Origin of the sequence: Anabaena catenula FACHB-362 (genome assembly GCF_014698735.1) — a bacterium.
GTDB classification, from domain to species: Bacteria; Cyanobacteriota; Cyanobacteriia; order Cyanobacteriales; family Nostocaceae; genus Anabaena; species Anabaena variabilis_A.
In genome coordinates, this window is the sequence record NZ_JACJTQ010000024.1 from 39,628 (window position 1) to 55,264 (window position 15,637).

The 15,637-nt window shown below is 39.1% G+C and carries 16 protein-coding genes; 7 read left to right on the forward strand and 9 right to left on the reverse strand.

The features are described from left to right. Positions 1–292 precede the first annotated feature (292 nt). Positions 293–1,741 carry a glycoside hydrolase 100 family protein gene (locus H6G68_RS16005; RefSeq protein ID WP_190907533.1) on the forward strand — a complete coding sequence of 483 codons (1,449 nt, stop codon included), beginning with the start codon at positions 293–295 and terminating at the stop codon, positions 1,739–1,741. Positions 1,742–1,795: 54 nt separating this feature from the next. On the opposite strand, the gene H6G68_RS16010 is transcribed toward H6G68_RS16005, so the two are convergent. Further along, on the reverse strand, positions 1,796–2,437 hold the full coding sequence (locus H6G68_RS16010) for a hypothetical protein (protein ID WP_190907534.1): 642 nt from the start codon (positions 2,435–2,437) through the stop codon (positions 1,796–1,798). 409 nt (positions 2,438–2,846) lie between these two features. On the opposite strand from H6G68_RS16010, the gene H6G68_RS16015 reads away from it, so the two are divergent. Together H6G68_RS16015 and H6G68_RS16020 are read left to right on the forward strand one after the other, a co-directional pair. Beyond that, positions 2,847–4,199: a 16S rRNA (cytosine(967)-C(5))-methyltransferase gene (locus H6G68_RS16015; RefSeq protein WP_190907535.1), complete on the forward strand. Its 1,353-nt coding sequence runs from the start codon at positions 2,847–2,849 to the stop codon at positions 4,197–4,199. A 57-nt stretch (positions 4,200–4,256) separates the two neighbouring features. After that, positions 4,257–4,679, forward strand: a complete 423-nt coding sequence (locus H6G68_RS16020) for a tellurite resistance TerB family protein (RefSeq protein WP_190907536.1) — start codon at positions 4,257–4,259, stop codon at positions 4,677–4,679. Positions 4,680–4,751: 72 nt separating this feature from the next. Here the strand turns inward: H6G68_RS16020 and psb35 are convergent, their stop codons facing one another. Next, positions 4,752–4,946 carry a photosystem II assembly protein Psb35 gene (gene psb35 / locus H6G68_RS16025; RefSeq protein ID WP_127054427.1) on the reverse strand — a complete coding sequence of 65 codons (195 nt, stop codon included), beginning with the start codon at positions 4,944–4,946 and terminating at the stop codon, positions 4,752–4,754. 130 nt (positions 4,947–5,076) lie between these two features. Further along, entirely contained in the window at positions 5,077–7,380 is a 2,304-nt protein-coding gene (locus H6G68_RS16030) for a transglycosylase domain-containing protein (RefSeq protein WP_190907574.1), read from the reverse strand. 346 nt (positions 7,381–7,726) lie between these two features. Between H6G68_RS16030 and folK the strand changes: the two genes are divergently transcribed. Together folK and H6G68_RS16040 are read left to right on the forward strand one after the other, a co-directional pair. Next, positions 7,727–8,260 (forward strand): 2-amino-4-hydroxy-6-hydroxymethyldihydropteridine diphosphokinase, encoded by a 534-nt coding sequence (folK, locus tag H6G68_RS16035; RefSeq protein WP_190907575.1) that lies wholly within the window; start codon positions 7,727–7,729, stop codon positions 8,258–8,260. A 74-nt stretch (positions 8,261–8,334) separates the two neighbouring features. After that, positions 8,335–8,883 carry an NUDIX hydrolase gene (locus H6G68_RS16040; protein ID WP_190907537.1) on the forward strand — a complete coding sequence of 183 codons (549 nt, stop codon included), beginning with the start codon at positions 8,335–8,337 and terminating at the stop codon, positions 8,881–8,883. 120 nt (positions 8,884–9,003) lie between these two features. Here the strand turns inward: H6G68_RS16040 and H6G68_RS16045 are convergent, their stop codons facing one another. Then, positions 9,004–9,444: an RrF2 family transcriptional regulator gene (locus tag H6G68_RS16045; protein ID WP_339327869.1), complete on the reverse strand. Its 441-nt coding sequence runs from the start codon at positions 9,442–9,444 to the stop codon at positions 9,004–9,006. A gap of 359 nt (positions 9,445–9,803) precedes the next feature. On the opposite strand from H6G68_RS16045, the gene H6G68_RS16050 reads away from it, so the two are divergent. Continuing rightward, on the forward strand, positions 9,804–10,613 hold the full coding sequence (locus H6G68_RS16050) for a prohibitin family protein (RefSeq protein WP_190907538.1): 810 nt from the start codon (positions 9,804–9,806) through the stop codon (positions 10,611–10,613). 82 nt (positions 10,614–10,695) lie between these two features. Here the strand turns inward: H6G68_RS16050 and H6G68_RS16055 are convergent, their stop codons facing one another. Then, a complete protein-coding gene (locus H6G68_RS16055) occupies positions 10,696–11,145 on the reverse strand; it encodes a DUF7980 family protein (RefSeq protein WP_190907539.1) in 450 nt (149 codons plus the stop codon). 322 nt (positions 11,146–11,467) lie between these two features. On the opposite strand from H6G68_RS16055, the gene H6G68_RS27650 reads away from it, so the two are divergent. Beyond that, the gene (locus H6G68_RS27650) at positions 11,468–11,593 is read left to right on the forward strand and encodes a hypothetical protein (protein ID WP_277925534.1); all 126 of its coding nucleotides are present in this window, start codon (positions 11,468–11,470) and stop codon (positions 11,591–11,593) included. 36 nt (positions 11,594–11,629) lie between these two features. On the opposite strand, the gene H6G68_RS16060 is transcribed toward H6G68_RS27650, so the two are convergent. From H6G68_RS16060 to H6G68_RS16075, 4 genes are all read right to left on the reverse strand, one after another. After that, on the reverse strand, positions 11,630–12,187 hold the full coding sequence (locus H6G68_RS16060) for a DUF1634 domain-containing protein (protein ID WP_190907540.1): 558 nt from the start codon (positions 12,185–12,187) through the stop codon (positions 11,630–11,632). A gap of 2 nt (positions 12,188–12,189) precedes the next feature. Continuing rightward, positions 12,190–13,026 carry a sulfite exporter TauE/SafE family protein gene (locus H6G68_RS16065; RefSeq protein WP_190907541.1) on the reverse strand — a complete coding sequence of 279 codons (837 nt, stop codon included), beginning with the start codon at positions 13,024–13,026 and terminating at the stop codon, positions 12,190–12,192. A 406-nt stretch (positions 13,027–13,432) separates the two neighbouring features. Then, positions 13,433–14,071, reverse strand: a complete 639-nt coding sequence (locus tag H6G68_RS16070) for a cadmium resistance transporter (RefSeq protein ID WP_190907542.1) — start codon at positions 14,069–14,071, stop codon at positions 13,433–13,435. A 95-nt stretch (positions 14,072–14,166) separates the two neighbouring features. After that, positions 14,167–15,627 (reverse strand): APC family permease, encoded by a 1,461-nt coding sequence (locus H6G68_RS16075; RefSeq protein ID WP_190907543.1) that lies wholly within the window; start codon positions 15,625–15,627, stop codon positions 14,167–14,169. Between the last annotated feature and the right edge of the window lie 10 nt (positions 15,628–15,637).

Below are 15,637 nucleotides of genomic sequence, written 5' to 3' on the forward strand. Positions count from 1 at the left end.
GTTATAAATTGTTAGTCTGTAGGGGAATAATATTTTTTTTCATCTCAATAGCCAATCCCTGATTAAGTATATATACTATACTCTAGGAGAGTATACACACAAGGTTGTGTATTTTTAGTAATTGAAAAAGCTGCTGAATATTACGCAGTCATGCCTTGATATTGCCTGAGTTTTAGTATTTTGACTGCATTGATATTTGCTATTTCAAAGTTATGATGAAAATGGCATAAAGAATAATTAAAGGTGCATCTACTCCCAACAAATGTACTATGTAAATGGAGTTAGTCTGGTAATGCAACTAAACAAATTAGACACAAGTAAAAATATAGAAAATGAAGCATGGCAAGCATTAGAGAATTCAATTCTCTACTATAAAGGTCTTCCAGTAGGTACTTTAGCTGCTTATGATCCCTCTGTAGAATCTCTTAATTATGACCAATGCTTCGTCCGTGATTTTGTCTCTTCCGCTTTAATTTTTTTGATTAGAGGCAGAACAGATATTGTCAAAAATTTCCTAGAAGAAACATTAAAGTTACAGCCTAAAGAAAAGGCATTAGATGCTTATAAACCTGGTAGAGGATTGATTCCAGCTAGTTTCAAAGTAGTTTCTGTAAATGGGGAAGAATTTTTAGAAGCTGATTTTGGTGAACACGCTATTGCGAGAGTCACACCTGTTGATTCTTGTTTATGGTGGCTGATTTTATTGCGTGCGTATGTAGTCGCTACTAACGATTCTTCCCTTGCTTATCAACCTGAATTCCAAACAGGAATTAGGTTAATTATGGATATCTGTTTGGCTAATCGTTTTGATATGTACCCAACGCTATTAGTTCCTGATGGCGCGTGTATGATAGATAGACGCATGGGTATTTATGGACATCCTCTAGAAATTCAAGTTCTATTTTTTGCGGCTTTACGTGCAGCCAGGGAACTTCTAATTTGTAAAGGCAATCAAGATATAGTTGAAGCCATTGATAATCGATTGCCTCTATTGTGTGGTCATATTCGTCAGCATTATTGGATAGATATTAATCGTCTGAATGCAATTTATCGCTTTAAAGGTGAAGAATATGGTAAAGCAGCCGTCAATCTTTTCAATATTTATGCAGATTCTTTGCATTATGATGAATTAGACAAATGGCTACCCAAAAAAGGCGGCTATTTCGCTGGAAATGTCGGTCCATCACAGTTAGATCCTCGTTTCTTTACTCTGGGAAACTTGATGGCGATAATTTCTGATTTGTCTACTGAAGAACAGTCTCAAGCAATTATGAATCTCATTGAAAAACGATGGGATGATTTAGTAGCAGATATGCCGATGAAAATCTGTTATCCCGCTTTACAAGGTGAAGAATATAGAGTTGTAACAGGATGTGATCCGAAAAACATACCTTGGTCATATCATAATGGTGGTAGCTGGCCTGTTTTGATGTGGATGTTAGCAGCAGCATCTGTAAAAACCAAGAAACCACATTTAGCAGAAAAAGCTATTGAAATTGCTAAAGCCAGACTGAGTGAAGATGAATGGCCAGAATATTATGATGGCAAAAAGGGGAGACTAATTGGTAAACAAGCCAGGAAATATCAAACTTGGACAATTGCCGGTTTTTTATTAGCGCAGGAATTGACAAGTAACCCTTCTTATTTACCCTTAGTCAGTTTTGATAAATTACCCCTAGAAGTAGTTTCTAGAGCCTGTGAGTTTGAACTCAACAGTATAGACCCTTATATGAATCTTTAAAACACCTCCCGGCTTCTGAGGGAAGTCGGGAATCTGAAAAAATTGTCTAAAAAACTACCAATCGTCATAGTCAGTAATATCAACAATATTTCCGGTTTTAGTATCTTGAACTTTGATAGAAAAACCTGTTGCTCCCATACTCACTTGTCCAAATTGATAAATATATCTTGATGTTAAAGCTTCTTCATCTACCCAGTTTTGCCATTGTTTTAAATTTTCATATTCTTGATCAAAAATTTTACAGATAAGTGTTTGGTTTCTTTCACCAGTCCAAGGTTGTTCTAGTGGTTCGTCAGTGACGTATGGTAAAATTGAAAACTGAATTTCTGTCTTTCTTACCAGAGGTTCAATAGGGTCTAATTTCTTGATTTCTAAATCAAGAACTAAAACTTCACCTGCTACTGAATGGCGCACTTGAAAGTTACATTTATCATCTTTGATTTGAAAAGAATAAATACAAGCTCCACTACTTCCTCCGGCACCATAATAGGGCATAATTTTTCCCTGTTCTTGTGCCATCTGCATCATCTGTAAAATAGCTGGACTAACTCGAAATTTACCTTTAAAAGAACCTGTTTCTAATTGTTCTTCAAATACGAGTTGATCTATAGAATATTCCCATTCTTTTACTTGTTCAAAAAGATTAAATGGTAATCTAAATCCAATTTCAGTTACTGATTTTTTGACTTCGATCATAGCCAATAAATAACAATTTTGGGAATTTTAACTTCATGCCATAGCGTGTTAGACTTGACAAGTCTCAATACAAAAGAAAAGTCTACATAGGGCTTGCTGATTAAATCTAAAACTTAGATATATCAAGAGTTTGAAGGTTAAAAAGGTGAATCAGGTGCAAGGAATAAGCGTTGGAACTACCAAAAACCTATTACTTGACCAGATTCAAGACTATTCTTCTCTTCTTCTAATTCTTCCTCCTGACTCCTGACTCCTGACTCCTGACTCCTAGCCCTAACCAAAAGACTTTTTCAGCAAGTCCTACATAAGTAAAACCGTGTTGATGCATGGTTTTTAACTTTTATTTTGTACTTAAGTTACCTACAATTCGCTGTATTTTTAATATTCTATTCTTGAATCTATCATAATCATGACAAATCCCCGTCAATTAGCTTTTATTGCTCTCAGAGAGGTTCACAAAGGTGCTTATGCTGATGTTGCACTAGATCGTGTGTTGCAAAAAGTAAAGTTACCCGATCATGACCGTCGCCTGATGACAGAATTAGTCTATGGCAGTGTGAGAAGACAACGCACCCTAGATACTCTGATTGACCAAATCGCTACCAAAAAAGCCCAGAAGCAACCACCAGACCTCCGTACTATCTTACATCTTGGTTTTTATCAACTACGTTATCAACAAAGAATACCGGCTTCTGCGGCTGTGAATACTACCGTTGAACTAGCAAAAGAAAATGCTTTTTCTGGACTCACAGGTTTTGTCAATGGGTTGTTACGTCAGTATTTACGTCTTGCTGAAACATCACCAGACCCTTTGAAATTACCAGAAAATCCGGTGGAACGGTTGGGTATTTTATATAGTTTTCCTGACTGGATAATTGAGGTGTGGTTAGAACAATTGGGTTTTGAGGAGACGGAAAAACTCTGTGAATGGATGAATCAAACGCCAACTATTGATTTGCGGGTAAATATTCTTCGCAGTTCCTTAGAAGAAGTCGAATCAGCATTTAATTCTGCTGGTGTTTTGGTGAGTCGCATTCCCCATTTACCTCAAGCTTTACGGTTAATTGGTAATACTGGCGGAATTCAAAATTTACCTGGTTTCCGTGAAGGTTGGTGGACTGTCCAAGATAGTAGCGCTCAATTAGTTGGTCATTTGCTTGACCCAAAACCTGGTGATGTGGTGATTGATGTTTGTGCTGCACCAGGAGGTAAAACCACTCATATTGCTGAGTTAATGGGAGATAGGGGCAAGGTTTGGGCTTGTGACAAAACTGCTTCTCGGCTACGCAAACTTAAAGAAAATGCTCAACGTCTGAATTTACAATCTATTGAAATCTGCACTGGTGACAGTCGTAATCTACCACAATTTTACCAAACTGCTGACCGTGTATTACTAGATGCCCCCTGCTCTGGTTTGGGAACTATGCACCGTCATGCTGATGCGCGTTGGCGACAGACACCAGAATCTGTCAAGGAACTCTCGCAACTCCAGTTTGGTCTTCTATCACATACATCTAATTTTGTCAAATCAGGTGGATTTCTGGTTTATGCAACTTGTACACTGCATCCTACCGAGAATGAGGAAGTAATTTCCAGGTTTTTAGCTGATTATCCGGCTTGGCAAATTGAGCCTCCTACTAAGCTGGAGTTACCATACTCTGCCTATAGTAGGCCTTCAGGCTGTTTGAAAGTCTGGCCTCATCAACAGGATATGGATGGCTTTTTCATGGTGCGCTTAAGAAAAACCAATAATTCAGAGTGAATACTGCTAACGATTGTACGATTTGATTGAAGCCGCAATCTACCAGAGGAGGCAGCAATGGTTACTCATTCTAATGTAAAAAACTTAGTTAAAATCCTGATTGGAGCCGCTTGGATTGATGGCAGAATCCAGCCAGAAGAAAGGCAGTATTTACGGGAAATAGCCCAGGCTAAAGGCTTGGCTAACGATCCGGAAATTAAGCCTTGGTTGTATGAATTAGTTCCAGTACAGCCAAAAGAGTGTTATAAATGGGTCCGGGAGTATCTAGGCGATTGCCCTAGTTTGGAAGATTGTGAAAATTTAATTGAAGCCATCAGTGGCTTAATTTACAGTGACGGTGAAGTAGGAATTGAAGAAGCCAGACTGCTAACAACCTTGGAGGAGTTAAGCAAGTCTCATGAGTCAAGCCACTCGGCTCATATGGGGTTGCTTAGACAAATTCAAAAGCTTTACCGTCGTTGGGTTGAGGTTCAAAATTAAGGTAATGGGTAAATAGGTAATGGGTAATAAATTTTTCCCAATTACCTATTACCTATTACCAATCACCAAACCTTACTCTTTGTCAATTTTGGGTACAAAGTCAGGACGATCTTTGCTTTCCCAGCCTGCGGGACGTTTTGAGTTGTACCAAGCAATTGAGCCAATGGTGACAGCAGCAATAAAACCAACTACATACACCAAAGTAAAAGCTAATGGGAAATGTGGGCCTGCGGCAGCAGGCGCTGCTGATTCAAGTAATAAATGCACGAGTATATTCTCCTACTTTGAGGTAACACTTCTTAACAAAGTATAAAACGAGCTTATCACTTACATCCCCCTCTAGCTGGAAATACTTGACATTTGAGGGTGGAAAAAGATGTTGAGGGGGATATTTTAATTATTCAGAAGAAGAAGCACCTGGTTTAAGTCTCTCCCGCCAAGAAGGTTGAGAGGAAGAAGAACCATTATTTACCGCAGGTGAAGAATTAGAAGCACCATTATTTCCGCTTCTGTTGCGCCGACGTGAACGAGGAGATGATTCTGAAGAAGAATTACTGGTTGATTCTTGAGAGCGATCGCGTCTTCTTCTAGGAGTGGTATCTTCTTGTTGTTGTTGGTAACGTCTTCTGCGTCTTGGGGTATAGTTCGATGACTGCTCTTCTACTTGAGTATCGCGTCTTCTGCGTCTGCGTCTCCTAGATGAATCAGAATTGCTGGTATTATCCTCATCTGCTTTTTCATCGTTATTAGAAACCGAGACATTGACAAGTTTTTTCGGTTTGATGGGCTTGGCTGTAATTGTCCCTTTGCGATCTTCCAACTTGGGACGAGCAGGAAACTTCTCTACAGACATACCCTCCACCGCTTTTTCCATAAATTCATGCCAGGTATAAGCGGCGCTGCTACTGCTACCATAGGTAGGGCGGTTATTATCGTTACCTAGCCAAACCCCTGCTACAACTTGAGGAATATAACCAATAAACCATAAATCACGGGATTCATCGGAAGTACCTGTTTTCCCAGCAACTTGTCTATCATCTAATTGGGCTGCGGCACCAGTTCCCTGTGAGACTACGTTGCGTAGCATCCAGGTCATAATGGCGCTACTATCAGCATCCAAGACCTGTTTAGAAGGGAAATCAGCAGACCAAATTACCTGACCTTGACGGTTCAGTATCCGACGAATGCCATGAACTTCTGTATGTAATCCTTGGTTGGCAAAAGAACCGTAAGCACTGGTTAATTCCAGGAGATTAACTTCATTTGAACCGAGAGCCAAAGAATAAGTCGGCTTAAGTTCGGATTTAATTCCCATCTCATGGGCAAGTTTAATGGTTGGATCAAATCCTACATCGATTAATACCCTGACTGCAATTGTGTTGATGGAGCGAGTTAGGGCATCTCTGAGGTTCATCCAGCCATAGAATTTTTCGTTGTAGTTTTTTGGTTCATAACCATCTACTACCAAAGGTTGATCTAAGTAGCTGTCATAGGGACTCTTACCTGTAGCGATCGCAGTCGCATAGACAAAACCCTTAAATGTCGAGCCTGGTTGCCGTTGTGCTTGAGTAACTCGATTAAACTGGTTTTTACTAAAGTCTTTACCACCCACCATTGCTTGGATTTCACCATTGCGGGGATCTATGGCTACTAAAGCTGCTTCTTTAAAATTCTCCCATCTACCTTGATTTCTTAAAGTTTTGGCAACTGCCTCTTCGGCTGCTTTTTGCCAATTGGGGTTTAAGGTTGTTTCTACTACTAACCCTCCTCCTGCTAATACATCGGCAGAAACATATTTAGGCAATTCCTGCTGAACGTAGGTAGTAAAGTAAGGGAAATCGACTTGCAACCGTTTGGGTAAACTACTGTTAACAGTCAGTTGTTCTTGAATTGCAGCCTGTCTTTGTTCTGGTGTAATTACCCTATCTTCCTGCATCCGCTGCAAAACCAAATTTCGCCGCTCTATTGCCGCTTTGGGATTCTTATCTGGGGCGTAGATGTTGGGAGCGGGGGCTAGTCCGGCGATGGTTGCCATTTCTGACAAAGTAAGTTGATCTACCGATTTACTAAAATATACCCAGGCGGCATCTCCCACACCGTAGGCTCCAGAACCCAAATAAACCAGATTCAGGTAACGTTCTAAAATTTGGTCTTTGGTTAATTCTTGCTCAATTTTTTGAGCCAAACGGACTTCTTTGAGTTTGCGCCAGAGAGTCCGTTCTTGGGTGAGGAAGAGAATTCGCGCTACCTGTTGGGTGATGGTACTACCACCTTCCACCACATTTTGCGATCGCAAATTATTCACAACGGCTCTGATAATACCTTGAGTATCTACCCCGCTGTGCTGTGTAAATCTTCGGTCTTCTGAAGCAATAAAAGCTTTCTTTAAGTTATCTGGTATTTGTTCTAGCTTCAGTTGTTCCCTCGTCGCTTCTCCTTGCTGTTGAAGAATAGTGCCATCACCAGCTTTAATAGTCAGTGTTTGCTCTCGCACTACCGCATTCAGTTCAGCTTTATCGGGTAAAGAACGATCTATAGAACCTATCCCGTAACTAAAAGCAATAATTCCGCCACCTAAACCCAAACCTGTCCAAAACCAAATCCGACGATAAAAGGGTTTATCGCTCCTACCAATCCTGGCAACCATCTCAGATGATATGTTTGTCATCTGGCTCAGTAACTGCTTTGCTTTCACCAACATGGTCTGTGGTAAGTTGTCATGTCTGGACTCCTCTTTTTTGTGATGATTCCCAAGTGGCAAAAGCAGTTTCTCCTCGTCACAGTTATTTGTATTTGTTGACTGTTGCTCAAAGTCGTTGCCACATACATATCATGACCTGATTTGGCGTTAGCCTCAAACCTTAGTGCTAGTATAATATCCCATAAATAATCAACTTAATTCAGTACTGACTTCTGGTTTTTTCGCAACCTGTTAGTTAACGTGCTTTCTTCCGATTATTAAATAATTTCGGGGAATATAAAAACCATTGGAAACACCTGCAACCAATAAACAAACAGCGATCCCCGCCAACCTAGAGAGCGCAACTCTGTCTACAAAATTGTGGCGATTGCATAGCGTTTCTAAGAGAAGTGCTATTGCTCTTGGCAGTAACATGGGTGATACCCAAGAAATCTTAGAAGCATCTCTAGAGACTTTAGCCCAAACCCCAGGCATTATCCTCGAAGCCAAATCTAGTTGGTATACAACAAAAGCCATCGGTCCACCCCAACCGGATTACTTGAATGGCTGTGCCATCTTAAAAGTACAATTATTCCCTCAAGCATTGTTAGAGACTTTGTTAACAATTGAACAAAAGTTTGGGCGTGTGCGTCAAGAACGTTGGGGTCCTAGAACATTAGATTTAGATTTATTGTTATACGATGACATAATCGTAGATCAGCCAAATCTTCAGATTCCCCATCCCCGGATGTCCGAACGAGCTTTTGTCTTAGTCCCACTAGCAGAAATTGCCCCCGATTGGATAGAACCAGTTTCCCAACGGGTAATTCAAGATCTTCTCCAAGACGTAGACACTTGTGATGTACATTTAGTTAAGAGCAATAAGAATTACCATCCTTAAAAACAGAAAGATACTGATTACACAAAAAAGCTACAGTATATATTCTGTGTATTCGCAGACCATACAATCTTACTATGCCACTAGGTAGAGAATTACCACAGCTGCTGAAACAACGCTTGTTCCACAAAGGACGCAAGTTTAATTTTGAAGTCAATCGCTTGCGTTTACCTAACAAATCGGAAGGCGAGTGGGAGTGTATTCGTCATCCAGGTGGCGCTCTTGCTATTCCCGTTACCCCGGAGGGTAAACTGGTGCTTGTACGCCAGTATCGTTTTGCCATACAGGGCAGGTTGTTAGAATTTCCCGCAGGAACTCTAGAACCCAATGAAGATCCCTTAGAAACTATACAAAGGGAAATTGAGGAAGAAACTGGCTACCGCGCTCATAAGTGGGATAAGTTGGGAGAGTTTTTTCTAGCTCCTGGCTATTCCGATGAGATTATCTTTGCTTTTTTGGCACGAGATTTGCAAAAGTTGGAGATACCTCCAAAACAAGACGACGATGAAGATATAGAAACAGTGTTGCTGACTCCCGAAGAACTAGAAAAAGCCATTCGTGAAGGAGAACCAGTAGATGCTAAATCTATTGCTAGTTTTTTCCTGGCTCGTTCGTTTTTAATGTGATAGCAATATGCTGCGAACGTGGGCAAATTAACAAAGCCTCTGATGCTGAGGATGAGATAGTTTTGGCCAACGACTTGAGTCGATACGTCCAACTACACGTCATCGACTCAAACCAGGCAGCTAAATATGGTACATGGGTTGAATCTGTTGTACCTGCTGTCTTTTATCCCACATATCCTGTAAAGTATAACCTTCAAAAACTGCGATCGCTGCACCTGCCGCTTCTTCCCAAATTCCCACAATAATCATATTTTCCATAGTTGAAAACTCCGGTTTCTGAAATTTTTCATGAGTATTTATACCGTCTAAACAAGTCAAAATTTCTAACAGTGTGATTTGTTGTGGTGGTTTACTCAGTAGATAACCCCCTTTTGCTCCCCGTTGACTACGGACTAAGCCAGAACGCCTCAGTATCATTAAAAGTTGTCCTAAATAGCGATCTGGTATTTGCTGAACATTGGCAATTTGTTCAATTTGCAAGTACTCTCCCCGCTCGTAATATCTAGCTAGTTCTAGCAGCGCTAACAAGGCATATCTGACTTTAGAAGAAATTTCCATCATTCCAGGGCAAATTTAGCCGAATAAATACTATTGTTTTCCGATATAGTTAGTGAGGATAGAAAAAAAACAAAACTATCCTCTCCTTCAGCATGAACAAGTTGAGGCAGTAAGCTGTATACAAGCCGATTAAGTAATCCGTTAATCTGATCTGTGCCTTTAAGTGCTGATCTGGTTAGGCATGGTTATGAGATAATGTGATTTATGGTATTAAACCACATATTCCTATCAATTTTTCGTAGTTATATAAAAATCGCACAAAGTTAACTGATGGGGATATGTTTTAGCAGGGGTTGCGGCTTTAGATAAAAGTTAAATTTTATACATTATGGTAAGAAGCAATTAACCGCAGATAAACGCAGATGAAAAGAAATCAAACTATTAACAGTGCTGGTAAGCTGACTGCACTACTATTTCTAATTACAATCTTTCTCACACCATTTGTAATTGTTAATGCCGGAGAACGTGGTGTATTAATGGAATTTGGTAAAGTGCAACCTCAGATACTAGGAGAAGGAATACATATGATTATTCCTGTAGTCAATACTGTAAAAAAGTTAAGTATCCGCATACAAAAACAAGAAATATCTGCTGAAGCTTCTTCTAAAGATTTACAAGATGTTTTCACAGATGTAGTACTAAATTGGCATATTATTCCAGCGGAAGTTAATGCTATTTTTCAGCAAATTGGTGATGAACAAGAAATAATTAACCGCATTATTAACCCAGCAGTGGAAGAAATTTTAAAAGCCGTTATGGCTAAATATACAGCGGAAGAAATTATTACTAAACGCGGAGAAGTCAAAACAGGGCTTGATAATTTATTAACTACAAGACTAGAAGATTATCATATTCTAGTTGATGATATTTCTCTAGTTCATGTTCATTTTTCTGAACGGTTTAGAGAAGCAGTAGAATTAAAACAAATAGCCGAACAGGAAGCAAAAAAAGCCGAATTTATCGCTGTGAAGGCATTACGAGAAGCTGATGCAAAAGTAAATCTAGCTAAAGGAGAAGCAGAAGTACAAAGATTACTTCGTGATGGCTTAACTAGCGAAATACTGCAAAGACAAGCTATAAATAAATGGAATGGTAAATTACCATTAGTAATTGGCAAAGAAATCCCCAAGTCTTGGAATTTTAGCGAATTAATGAGAGATTTTAAACATTAAAAAATATCTCCAACTTATTGAATAAATTGGAGATATGAGCATTACTAAACTACAGTAGAATATGGTAGTTAAATTATGCTAATTAACCATTAGTAAATAAAATAGGAATATCAAGAATCTTCAAGTGGATTAATCCCACAATTACCAAAGTATAAACTGTTGAAGAAACTAAACCACTCAATAACTCTTTTTTCAGGTTTCGTTCTGATGGTTCCTTTTGGAAAATATCTTGAGATCCATATTGCATCAAGAGAATACCGACAACATTAGAAAGCCAGTAACCAATAATTGAACAGGGTAACAATAATTTTGGAGAAAACAGACTGCAAATATAACCAAAAAAATAAGCAATTGGCAAATTAAATAATAAGTCATTCCACCAACATAGTGGAGAAAGTAAATATCCGAGAACCAGCAAAAATACACCTCTGAGTTTTTGGATAATATTGATTTTTAATTCAGCAGGTGAACCTTGTTCTAACTTCTCAGAGATGCTATTGAAGATTTGATTCACTTTTTGCAGGTTTTGCATATAAGTCCGCCATCACTATCGACTTAGTGTAGTTTAACCTAAAAATCACAAATAAGTCTAGTGCAACGAAATTAAAATTCAAGAGTAGGTAAGAGCAATTCACTGAATTAAAGCTACAAATTAATCCTCTTATCCCCGTGTATGTCTATTGTTATCAACCTTAAAGTGAAACGGCATCAGGGGAATCAATGCTCACAGGTGTCAACTTAGAGAACTGCACAAAAAACATGATCCAATAGTAAGCGTGAAAATTTCCACAAACTATTTTCAATGTCATTCCCACAAAAGCGGGAATCCAGATTGTCTTATATAGGAATCATAAATGATATCTGATAAAATTTTAAGTCTTGTAGGGTGGGCAATGCCCACCGCAGCAATGGTTTGGTGGGCATTGCCTACCCTACGTATATTTCAAAAATCAAATATTATTCCTATAGAACATAAATAATTTCTGGATTCCCCTGAAGAGGAGAATGACATTTTATTAAAAATAAGCCCCTACTAGGCTATAAGTTAGACTAGCCAGCACTATAGAAGTGATAATGACATAGATAAATTCTCGCCTGATGAGAAAACTAAATAAAGAAACAATCACGCGTAAAATTGGGGTAGCAATTAATAGTAAAAGTCCCAATTGAATAATTCCACGCCGACTACCGGACAAAACCGCAGTAACTACACCTCCTGGGGAGTGAAACTCAGGTTGTGTACCTCGAAAAAACTGATATTCCGCAGGTTCAGAACCGTGATGAATCAAATATAATATACCCCCAAATAAAACCACAGCACTAGCAATTAGAACACCATATTTCAGCAAATTACTCAATAAATATTCTAATTCTTGCTCACTTTGGGTTTTTGTAAGTTTTTTATTACTATCCATCTCACAGTTATGATTTAACTGCCCCACATTATTGAGGCGATGTTCTTCTAACTGTTGAAGATCAGAATCTATATCTTCTGGAGCTAAAGCTAGGGCAAAAATTTCCCGTTCTGTCTCTGCTGTCGTCGTCCACCGAAAACCAGAATTAATTTTATACATAATTACAGTCCCCCTATTAGACTGTTGTAGACCATCTTCAAAGCCATTACCAACAATACAAAACTGAAGATAATTCTCAAAACTTGTGTTTTAGCGCCGATTAAAATTCTGGCTCCTAAAAAAGCACCAGGTAGCACCCCCAACATAACTGGCATAGACAAACCAGGATCTATGTAACCTCTTGTTAGGTAAACCCCCGCAGATGCTGCGGCTGTAACGCCAATCATAAAATTGCTAGTAGTGGTGGAAACTTTAAAAGGTAGACGCATGGCTTGATCCATGGCTAATACTTTAAATCCCCCTGAACCAATCCCCAACAAACCAGAAAGCACTCCAGCTAGTAACATGATGCTAAATCCGGCAGGTAAAGAATGTACCTGGTAAGGCATGAGTCCATCCGGGGTTGGATAAGTACCATTAAGGTGGAGATATTCTGCTAATGGTTCTACTGTCTCACTTTCAAAATGTTCTGGTCTAGGCCGTTGTGATAAATAGGCTGAATAAATTAGCACGACTGCAAGCACAATAGTCAGCATTTTCACTGAAATAAAAGTGGCAATTAAAGCGCCGACTATCGCGCCAATTGTTGTGGCTACTTCTAAAAACATTCCCAAGCGCAGATTCGTGTAGCCTTTCCTGATATATGTAGATGCTGCACCCAAAGATGTAGCAATAACAGATACTAGTGAAGCACCGACAGCGTAACGTATATCAACTCCAAAGACGGAAGTTAATAACGGAACTATCACAACTCCACCGCCTAAGCCAGTTAAGGCTCCAACCAAGCCAGCACTAAATGATCCCAGCCACACTAATAAAGAAAATTCAAGTATGTTCAAATTATATCCCTCTTTTTTTTACAACTTATCTTTATAACTCCCAGAAATTTTTGTCTACTTTACAGATGAATTAGCAGATTGAATTTTGGAAAGCAAATAACTAAGATAATTATTCATTACGTAGCCAGCTTGTGCAGGCTAAATATTTTTAGTAAAAAAAACTTAATTTTTCTCTACATTAACTAGTAAAGCGCGGCGGAAATAAAGCTATAATTCCAAATTAACTAAGAAGCACTCATCTCACAAGCTTTGTTACTTTTGACTTCAACCTTGGTTTAAGTTAAGCAAACATTAAAAATTACTAAAAGGCTTGTGTAATTTTATTTTTTGATTTTTAATTCCGCAAAGCATTACTAGCTTTAGGCAATGATTATTACTGCAATTGACAAGCATATTGCTAAAGGTGTCAATTCCATAAATGGAGCAGGCTGAAACTACCACTATCTAAGACAATAAAAGCACCTAATCCCATTAAGACAAAAGGCATAAATTTATTACCGTATTGGGTGAAAATATCAGCAATTGCTCGATTGTGAGTTAATTTATATGCCATGTAGCATAAAACCCCTACCAGAAGAAAAAATACTCCCAGAATGATTAGCAAACTCTGCCAACTACTGCTGGCAAATATTGGCACATAAATACTGATATTATCTGTCCCATTAGCGAAGGTAACAGCTGCCACAGTGTAAGTTTGCAGATTGAAAAATTTGGCTAAAAGTGATTGGGGAGAAACTTCTGCTACTGTTTCCACTTCCTCTGACTCATCTGCATCTCGGTTCAACAAACACTTGATACCAATAGCAATGGGTAATAAGCCAAATAACCCAATCCAAGGACGTGGTAAAATTAATCCTCCAAAAAAAGCCGGTAAACTGGCGAGTATTAAAGCTGAGAAACCTAAATACTGTCCAATCACAATATGCCAACGACGGAACTTTGAATTCACCTGAGAGAAAAATAACGTCAGGATAACTAAATCATCAATGTTTGTGGCACTGAAAGCAAATGACCCTGTACTAATTGCAGTAACTAACCCGCTCATATTAATTTGAGATTTTAGATTTTGGATTTTGGACTTTAGATTTTGGACTTTAGATTAGATGGGAAGCGCTGTACTTAAATAAACCAACTAAAAAACTAATGGCTGTTCCTGTCGGCAAATCTGGCATGAATATCTTCGATACCTTTACGCATACCTGCAACTAAATGTGGAGAACGTTGCCTTTTCAATGTGAACCAACCGCAAGTAGCAACTATGTAAAGCAAAAATAAGTAAGGAAAGAAGTTATAAGGAGCTTCCGGTGCTGGAAACATTGTACTTCCAGGAATTCCCACACTCCCGACAACTGGAATCATCATGAATGCTACCGCCAAAACTGAAAACACCACATCTCTAGTCCGGAGTTTTCTAATTTTGTGTAAGTACACAGGAGCCGCAACAGAAATCAGGATATAGACTGTTAAAAATCCATAACTACACATTGCTCCTAAATAACCCATACTCTCAAACAGTTTGATATCAAATAGAGACATCACCGCAGGTACGAGAAATGTCAGATATGAACACATCGTGACTGCAACGTGGGGTGTTCTGTTAGCTGCATGGGCATTACCTAAAGAGGCATGAAACAAACCATGACGAGCCATTAAAAAGGCTACTCTAGCTGCTGGGTTAATACTTCCCAGAATGCAAGCAAAGAAGCTGAACAATGCTCCCAAAGCTACCAATTCTCCTAAAAAACCAACTCCTGCTTGTTGGGAGAGGAAAGTGAGAGGTTCTTCACTGTTAGTAATGGATACGCCCGTACCGCTAAAGGCCATTACTTCTATATAAGTTGTACAAACGAAAAATAGACCTGCAAGTATTACACTACCCATAACGGCTCTGGGTATTGTCCGCAATGGTTTTTTGGCTTCGTCACCCAAGCTTGTCGCACTTTCAAAGCCAGAAAAACCAAACATTACCAATACCAGTCCCGTCGCTATGTTACCGGGAGTTACACCTGAAAGAGTCAATTGGGAAATATCGAGAGCAAAACCTTTGTGCGCCCAGATGATGATACATAAGACTGATATCAGCACAAGGGAAGCACCTTCTAACCACAACATTGCTACAGCTGAAAGTTGGATATCTTTATAAGCTGCATACCAGGAGATTCCTGCACCAATAGCTAAGAGTGTGATGCTGGAAGGATGAATGCCTAGATGACCTATTAACATTCCTGTGAAATTGCTAAATCCACACAGAACTGACATTCCAGTGAATAAATAAGCCAGTACGAGACTCCAACCGCAAATTACACCTGCTGTCGGACCAAGACCTTTTGTGATGTAAGAGTAGAGGGAACCTGGAGAAGCAGAACGACTAGCAAATTGGTTAATGTTAATGCTGACAAATAATAGTCCTACTAAGCCAATCAGAAAACTTAACCAAGTACCGTTTCCTGATAATGCCACAATCAAGCCAATGTTAGATGCTGGTATTGTTGTGGGCGCAATTACTGCAAAAGATTGGGCTAAGACTTCCGAAAAAGAAAGACAATCTGGCTTTAAGCCATGAATACTTTGATGGGATGAGGATGCAGTTTCTTGTTTCATGTTGGAATTT

Coding starts and splice junctions, on each gene's coding strand:
- H6G68_RS16005 (WP_190907533.1), top strand. CDS start 293: ATGCAACTAAACAAATTAGACACAAGTAAAAATATAGAAAATGAAGCA.
- H6G68_RS16010 (WP_190907534.1), bottom strand. CDS start 2,437: ATGATCGAAGTCAAAAAATCAGTAACTGAAATTGGATTTAGATTACCA.
- H6G68_RS16015 (WP_190907535.1), top strand. CDS start 2,847: ATGACAAATCCCCGTCAATTAGCTTTTATTGCTCTCAGAGAGGTTCAC.
- H6G68_RS16020 (WP_190907536.1), top strand. CDS start 4,257: ATGGTTACTCATTCTAATGTAAAAAACTTAGTTAAAATCCTGATTGGA.
- H6G68_RS16030 (WP_190907574.1), bottom strand. CDS start 7,380: ATGTTGGTGAAAGCAAAGCAGTTACTGAGCCAGATGACAAACATATCA.
- H6G68_RS16040 (WP_190907537.1), top strand. CDS start 8,335: ATGCCACTAGGTAGAGAATTACCACAGCTGCTGAAACAACGCTTGTTC.
- H6G68_RS16045 (WP_339327869.1), bottom strand. CDS start 9,444: ATGATGGAAATTTCTTCTAAAGTCAGATATGCCTTGTTAGCGCTGCTA.
- H6G68_RS16050 (WP_190907538.1), top strand. CDS start 9,804: ATGAAAAGAAATCAAACTATTAACAGTGCTGGTAAGCTGACTGCACTA.
- H6G68_RS16055 (WP_190907539.1), bottom strand. CDS start 11,145: ATGCAAAACCTGCAAAAAGTGAATCAAATCTTCAATAGCATCTCTGAG.
- H6G68_RS27650 (WP_277925534.1), top strand. CDS start 11,468: ATGATATCTGATAAAATTTTAAGTCTTGTAGGGTGGGCAATGCCCACC.
- H6G68_RS16060 (WP_190907540.1), bottom strand. CDS start 12,187: ATGTATAAAATTAATTCTGGTTTTCGGTGGACGACGACAGCAGAGACA.
- H6G68_RS16070 (WP_190907542.1), bottom strand. CDS start 14,071: ATGAGCGGGTTAGTTACTGCAATTAGTACAGGGTCATTTGCTTTCAGT.
- H6G68_RS16075 (WP_190907543.1), bottom strand. CDS start 15,627: ATGAAACAAGAAACTGCATCCTCATCCCATCAAAGTATTCATGGCTTA.